This window comes from Anabaena catenula FACHB-362, assembly GCF_014698735.1.
In the GTDB taxonomy this organism is placed as follows: Bacteria; Cyanobacteriota; Cyanobacteriia; order Cyanobacteriales; family Nostocaceae; genus Anabaena; species Anabaena variabilis_A.
In genome coordinates this window covers 1-6,322 of record NZ_JACJTQ010000091.1, presented here as the reverse complement: position 1 = coordinate 6,322, position 6,322 = coordinate 1, and the positions used below count along the sequence as shown (strand labels likewise).

8 protein-coding genes and 1 pseudogene are annotated in these 6,322 nt (G+C 40.2%); 3 read left to right on the top strand and 6 right to left on the bottom strand.

The window, feature by feature from the left end; all coding sequences use genetic code 11:
- Nucleotides 1-272, top strand: a 272-nt coding sequence (locus H6G68_RS26980) for a hypothetical protein (protein ID WP_422596884.1), incomplete at its 5' end; no start/stop codon positions are given.
- Between the two features lie 330 nt (nucleotides 273-602).
- Here the strand turns inward: H6G68_RS26980 and H6G68_RS26420 are convergent.
- The 4 genes from H6G68_RS26420 to H6G68_RS26405 form a co-directional block, all read right to left on the bottom strand.
- A complete protein-coding gene (locus tag H6G68_RS26420) occupies nucleotides 603-1,238 on the bottom strand; it encodes a uridine kinase family protein (protein ID WP_199332738.1) in 636 nt (211 codons plus the stop codon).
- Nucleotides 1,235-1,783 carry a DUF1349 domain-containing protein gene (locus H6G68_RS26415; RefSeq protein WP_190909295.1) on the bottom strand — a complete coding sequence of 183 codons (549 nt, stop codon included), beginning with the start codon at nucleotides 1,781-1,783 and terminating at the stop codon, nucleotides 1,235-1,237. The genes H6G68_RS26420 and H6G68_RS26415 overlap by 4 nt, the downstream gene beginning before the upstream one ends.
- Nucleotides 1,784-1,881: 98 nt before the next feature.
- Complete coding sequence (locus tag H6G68_RS26410; protein ID WP_190909294.1) at nucleotides 1,882-2,355, bottom strand: DMT family transporter; 474 nt, start codon at nucleotides 2,353-2,355, stop codon at nucleotides 1,882-1,884.
- A 21-nt stretch (nucleotides 2,356-2,376) separates the two neighbouring features.
- Nucleotides 2,377-2,868 carry a DMT family transporter gene (locus H6G68_RS26405; RefSeq protein WP_190909293.1) on the bottom strand — a complete coding sequence of 164 codons (492 nt, stop codon included), beginning with the start codon at nucleotides 2,866-2,868 and terminating at the stop codon, nucleotides 2,377-2,379.
- Between the two features lie 114 nt (nucleotides 2,869-2,982).
- On the opposite strand from H6G68_RS26405, the gene H6G68_RS26400 reads away from it, so the two are divergent.
- Nucleotides 2,983-3,489, top strand: a complete 507-nt coding sequence (locus tag H6G68_RS26400) for a MarR family winged helix-turn-helix transcriptional regulator (RefSeq protein ID WP_190909292.1) — start codon at nucleotides 2,983-2,985, stop codon at nucleotides 3,487-3,489.
- A 112-nt stretch (nucleotides 3,490-3,601) separates the two neighbouring features.
- On the opposite strand, the gene H6G68_RS26395 is transcribed toward H6G68_RS26400, so the two are convergent.
- Entirely contained in the window at nucleotides 3,602-4,579 is a 978-nt protein-coding gene (locus tag H6G68_RS26395; RefSeq protein ID WP_190909291.1) for a Rieske (2Fe-2S) protein, read from the bottom strand.
- A gap of 194 nt (nucleotides 4,580-4,773) precedes the next feature.
- Between H6G68_RS26395 and H6G68_RS27495 the strand changes: the two genes are divergently transcribed.
- Entirely contained in the window at nucleotides 4,774-5,541 is a 768-nt protein-coding gene (locus H6G68_RS27495; RefSeq protein WP_199332737.1) for a TetR/AcrR family transcriptional regulator, read from the top strand.
- Between the two features lie 522 nt (nucleotides 5,542-6,063).
- On the opposite strand, the pseudogene H6G68_RS26385 reads toward H6G68_RS27495, so the two are convergent.
- Nucleotides 6,064-6,322, bottom strand: a pseudogene (locus H6G68_RS26385) (hypothetical protein); the annotation flags it as partial.

Below are 6,322 nucleotides of genomic sequence, written 5' to 3'. Positions count from 1 at the left end.
GCCTGAGCCTATTTTATTATCCCAGATTTTTGCCAAACTCACCTCTTTTGGTCGTATTCACAATGCTTCTACAGCCGTTTAACCCTCGTAATTTGGCTATAGTATTGTTAAGGGAAAAGAAATTTGACATGGATAGAGAAGAAGCCAGTGAACTATTAACGTGGTTATCAATTTATCAAAACCACTTCGACCGTCAAAAAGTTAACCAACATTTAATACAATACTCAACTGGAGATAGAAAATCAATGTTATTTGAGCAGGAGATAGTGTGAAATTTAAAATCCAAGTAATTGTTGAATCAAAATCAGGAGAAGCCCAATTAATTCAAGAAGTTTTGCTTTCTTGAAAAAGGTAATCTTTTTGTTGATCTACCGTCATGGATTACGAGTGGCATCGTTGCACCGTATTTAAGCGTACCCAGCTTGACTGACTGGCTAGATCGAAACCCGCCATTTAAGTGGGGTGCGGTAGCGGTTGCTGCCGCCTGTGGATTTGCTGCCGTACTGGGCGGATGGTTACCCAGTTTATCCTTGTTTTATTAGCATTGCAGGTCACAACATTTAACCATATCCCAACATCTAGTTTTCCTGTTAAAACACAAATTAAACTAACTTGAAATCATTAATATAAATCACGTCTGCACTTGATTTGGGATTGTCAATTGCCAAATGAGCCTGTTGGGCAGGAAAATAAATTTTTTGGTAATCCTCAATTATCTGTTCTGGTAAAATATCTTCTTGGTTTCGCTGGATTGCTCTCTCCAAAGCAGTTTCAAATGAACAATCAATCCAAATCTTAAAATCATAGAAATCTTGGAGCGATCGCTTCAGCAAAAATATTCCTTCAAGCACAATTACATCCACATTTTCAAATTGATAATTATAGGTTTGTGGTATACCTGTAATTCCAGTTAAAACAGTCGTTAAATTAATCATCCGTTGATTTTTTAACGGCAGTATCAATTGTTGAAATAGATCATCAAAATAAAAAGCATGATGATAAAAATGCTGGGCTGGATGTTCAGAATTAAATCGCTCAATTAGTGGCTTATGCCAAGCATCTAAATTAATGGAAACAGCATTAATATCTTGCTCATTAAGAGCAGTTATTAATTTTTCAGTAATATAACCTTTACCAGAACCATCAATACCACTGAGAGCAACTAAAAAACCTCTATCTACTGACAATTCTGATTGCTTTTGGAGGATAGAATCAGCTAAATCTTGAATATGGATCATAAATTCCCCCCTTTTTTTGTTAATTGATAATCTTCAAAAATTACCTCATACCCATTTCCTAGTGGTGATGCACACATAATTCCGACTTGAATATCTTGTTCAACTGGAAAATAAGCCATTCTCAAGGGAACATAGCGGTCATATTCATCTAAATAAGCGATATGAATAGCCTCTTGACATCGCTCAACCCGTAGCTGAAAAATCTGAGGAGGATTTAACAAAGGTGTAAATGACCAATCTGAATAGTTATGAGTAACGACAGCACTCAAATTTTGTACTCCATCTACATACTCAATTCCAGTTTTAATCCAATGTTTATCGTCAGCACGAATCATAATTCCTGCTTGGTCGTATAAGTCTTTGTAGTTTCCTTTTATCTTGACATCGACAACAAAATCTGTACTCACTCGGTCAAAGTAGAAATGTCCGCTATCACGAATAAAACCATAGTGAGTTATACGCCAAAAATCGGTTTTTGGCGAGGTTGTAACGATGATTTTATGATCTGAATGCGACCAGTTAGGAGGTTCATTAAGCCATTCCATAGTTTTTGCTATTTTAGATGTAAGGGAATAAGTTGTGAATTTTACCGTGAGTAGCTGATTTTAAAAGATATAACAATTGTTCAAACTTATCCAAGGCACTAATTGACGTTTTTATGAGAATAGTTTCTGTCCAATTGATTAATTACAATCGCTACTATTAATGTGGCGATTCCTAATATCTTGGGTGTGGTAATCGGATATTTAATAGCACCGAACCATCCCAATTGATCAATTACCATTGACATAAAAATTTGGCTAAATACTACAACTAAAGTAGTTGTAGTTAAACCCAATTTAGGAACTATTAAGGTACTTAAGGTTACGAAAATTGCACCTAGTAAACCGCCTAAAAATGCCCACCAAGGAGTAATAGAAAGTAAGTCAAGCTTGTAGGGTTTGAAAATACCAAGTCCTAGCAGCAATGTGAGGATACTAAACCCAACTAAGAAATTAATTGTTGCTGCTGCTATTGGCGAGTAGAGTATTGTCTTTAATCGGGCATTGACGGCTGTACCAATTGTTGAAAAACCACCAGCCGAACCAGCGCCAAGCAATGCTAATAAAATATCCATAATGATGATACTAAAAAAGTATTAGGTTGGTAGAGAAAGCAGAAAAATTGCCACAATTAACAGTCCCATAACAAGGCGACGATTAGCTGTTAGGCGACGGCGGTTCACTCCCAACCAGCCAAAATGGTCAGTGACCAAACCTGTAATTGCTTGTCCACATATAATTAGCCCCTGAGTCAAGGTAGTCCCCAAAATAGATGTAAAGTAAGCACTGGCGGTAATATACCAAACTCCAAATAAACCACCCATCAGAGTCCATCGGGGAGCTTTGGCTAAAGCAGACCAATCTGGATGACCAAACCAACCTGTGCATAACAAACTAATCAACGCAATTGAGCCGACAAGGTAAGAAATATCTGCGGCTAGAGGTACAGAATTGAGCGATCGCGCTAATTGAGCATTGAGATTGCTTTGAATCGGCAATACAGCACCATTCAGCAATGCCAGCAGAACATATAAGTAGCTTTGACCATTAGGAACAGATCCCTGGAGACCTAAACGTATGGGTGTCATGGCTGTTGTTTTGTGTGGAGGATAGAGAGAGAGTTCTTGACATCTATCTTGATATTAAGATACTTAAGATAAAGATAAATGTCAAGAATCTCGATGTCAAGATAAAATGGCAATATGAACAAAGATCGAATTGACATCATTCTTGAGGAATGGCAACAGGAAGTGCCGCAGTTGGATACCTCAGCCGTAGGGATAATTGGGCGGGTACTACGAATAGCCCGTCTTCTGGAAAAGCACCGAGAAAGTATACTGGTTGACTATGGCTTGAACGTCTGGTCATTTGATGTGTTAGCCACACTGAGACGACAGGGACAACCTTTTTGCTTGAAACCTACTGAACTCTATAGTTTGCTCATGCTGTCTTCAGGCGCAATGACAAACCGGATTGACCGCCTAGAACAAGATGACATAGTAACGCGTGTCCGTGATGCAGAGGATCGGCGCAGTATAATGGTGCAACTGACTCCCAAAGGAATACAGCTTGCGGATACTGTGATGCCTATTCTGTTTGAGAAAGAAAAACAACTGTTATCTCAATTCACGGCTGATGAATTACAACTGTTCATCCCCATGCTGCGTAAGCTACTTTTGTTACTCGAACAGGATGCAAAATCAGTATAACTATAAAATTTTTAGCTACAGTAAGTGAGCAATCCAAAAAATGACTGTGGGTTTTCTTATCATTGGATAGTGAACTAAAGTCCAATATGTTTCGTAATGCGTCAATTGTTGCTCACCATTGACGATATAGCTTTTGGGCATGAAACATAATTTCTTCATTGGGGAGGCGAATCTTGGCTGGCTGGCGAGGATAAGAAGTTTCAATGGTACGTGTATCTTGCTCTACCACTGTTGCGACTGCACTTAACACAAAGCGCCCTAGTAGCGGGTTCAAAATTGGGTGTTTGGGTTTACTGTAGACTAAAACAAAGGTTTTAGTTTGGGTTGCAGTTTCTGGGTACAACGCATGAACTTGCAAAACTTCGCCAATGGCGAAATCAGCACGAAAAGTTGTCAGTGCGGGAAAAGCATATTCTAACGTTCCGGTGTAAGTCTTGGGTGCAGTGAGGATCACAGGATTGCCGAGGATATCATTCCATGTGCTATCGTCTCGATCTAGTTCTTGCACAACTTTTGCCCAATATCCATCATGCTCAAATACGGGGATGCGATTGGCTTTAATACCAAATAACTCCCGGTGTGTACCGTTTTGATGGTTGTAGTCATAATTGATGGAAATACTGTCCAAAAAAGTACCGCAAATACTTTTTTCTCCCGCAACTCCTAAAAAGCTCATACCTGCACTAACTTTGGGGATAAGATCCGGGATCGGAATTTTGGGAGTATGACCGCCATATGTCCAAATACAATCGTCTTTAATCACGATTTCCAGAGGACTTAGCAGAGGTTGACTGCCCACTTTACCTGCATTGTGCAGTCTTCCCTGTCCATCAAATTTTAGTGCATGAAAAGGACAGGCGATGGTCGTAGACCGACCGTAGGTCTTCGCATCTGTGTTTTGGCAAATCCAGCCATTTGATAACGGTGCTTGCATGTGAGGACAAATGTTATCGAGGGCAAACACTTCACCTTGCTGATTTTGCCACAGTACATAATCATGTTCATTGAGTGTGACTTTATACGGTTGATTAATGCCCAACATGGAACGATGGGCAATTAACCAAGGCGCGCCCGGCAGAATAGCTTCCATAGGAGTCTCCCAAGGATTGGTTTTAAGGTATGTGAAATGAATACGATTGCCTTTGGCACTGCGCGAAGCGCAATCGCCTACGATAGGGCGAGCTTATCGCTCAATAATGGCGATCGTTAGAGTAAAATTGTGACAAAAGTTTCATCTTTAATTTTTAAAATACGACACATTATTCACATTTGTCAACTCGTAACGTGACCAAACCAGAACCTATCCCAATGCGCCGTCAACCCAAGCAAAAACGCAGTCAACAACGAGTAGAGAAAATTCTTCAAGCAGCAGCAGCAGTTTTTGTTGAAGTGGGATATGAAGCCGCAACTACCCACATGATAGCGGCGAAAGCTGAAACGGCGATTGGTTCTCTATATCAGTTTTTTCCTGATAAACTGGCAATTTTTCATGCTCTGGAAGCTCGTCACATGGAACGGGTGACAGCCATTCATGCCCAGTTGATGCAGTCAGCAGACCAGCAAAATTCATTATCAGAGTTTATTGAGCGCGTGGTGAATACCCATGCTGAATATTTTGCAGATCCCATACCACGTGTTGTGTACATTCAGTATTTCGTTGCCCCAGAGTTGTTTAAGCTATTTAACGAAACCTTTAATGAGTGGTTGATACAACAATTTGCTGGCTTGTTTCGCAGGTGGAATCCAGACTTAGCTGTAGAAAAAAGCGAACTCTTAGCAGAAACGGTTCATTTATCTTACAACGCTTTACTACTCAATGCTTTACGCCATGATAAACACCAAAGACAAGCTCGTTATGCAGAAATTAAAGCTTTATTAGTAGCGTACTTAACACCCTATATACAGCCAGCCCCGCAACAAGTAATGAAAGTAATGATATGCCCTCACTGTCATTCATCTCGTTTATCTAAAAATGGGCATCGTCACGGTAAGCAACGCTATCTCTGCAAAGACTGCGGTAAACAGTTTTTAGAAAAACCTAATTGTTATTGATGAGAGTCAATACAGGGGTACAGTTAGGTCGAGGGTTTCTTCGTTCCGACTCGTGGATTGTGATGATGTTTTAGGACAGACCACTCCGCCTATATCCTTCTTGGAGATTGCATCTAGTTCGGCTAACTGATGCGAGAGTTGCGGGTATAAAGTCGGCATATTTTATTCAGGTTGCCGCTTCGTATTAAGACGTTTTTCCAGGTCTAGTTTTATCCATGACAAGCTGACTCGGTGTGGACAGGTAAGGAGTCAACTGTCTCTTCAGTTGTGGGGCTTTCACCCACATCTCACTTGTCAGTTATAAACATTTTGGAGGTGTTACCTCCGCGTGTTCACCCAAAGTTATGTATTCGCCTTGGAACGAATCGCACTTGGTCGCATCTCGGCTCAATACCAGAGATAGTCAGAAGCAAGAATTCACTACCTAAATAGATGGTGAATTCACATAGGTACTATGTACATCCAAAGTTAGAAGGCAGGAAGTTTTACCCTTCTTGTTTTATTAAGAAAACATCAGCTAAATTAAACCACATTAATCCAAAAATCAGCAGTAATGATTTTACCGTTGCGATTAAATTGTCCCCAAAGTTTATACTTTCCTGCTTGCGGAAAGCTAGTCATAAAATGAACCTGTCCGGTGGGAGTATTGTTGAGTGCGTGAGCATGGATGTAATAGACATCTCCGGAAATAGCTAAAGTGTTACTGCCACTGCTTTTAAAAGTGAGATGCCCCAATGCAAAGGTAGCTGGCTGGTACGCTAAAATAAGCGTTAGAGATGCC

Bases quoted from the DNA above. Each gene is read 5' to 3' on its own strand.
- H6G68_RS26420 (WP_199332738.1), bottom strand. From the start codon at position 1,238: ATGATCCATATTCAAGATTTAGCTGATTCTATCCTCCAAAAGCAATCA.
- H6G68_RS26415 (WP_190909295.1), bottom strand. From the start codon at position 1,783: ATGGAATGGCTTAATGAACCTCCTAACTGGTCGCATTCAGATCATAAA.
- H6G68_RS26410 (WP_190909294.1), bottom strand. From the start codon at position 2,355: ATGGATATTTTATTAGCATTGCTTGGCGCTGGTTCGGCTGGTGGTTTT.
- H6G68_RS26405 (WP_190909293.1), bottom strand. From the start codon at position 2,868: ATGACACCCATACGTTTAGGTCTCCAGGGATCTGTTCCTAATGGTCAA.
- H6G68_RS26400 (WP_190909292.1), top strand. From the start codon at position 2,983: ATGAACAAAGATCGAATTGACATCATTCTTGAGGAATGGCAACAGGAA.
- H6G68_RS26395 (WP_190909291.1), bottom strand. From the start codon at position 4,579: ATGGAAGCTATTCTGCCGGGCGCGCCTTGGTTAATTGCCCATCGTTCC.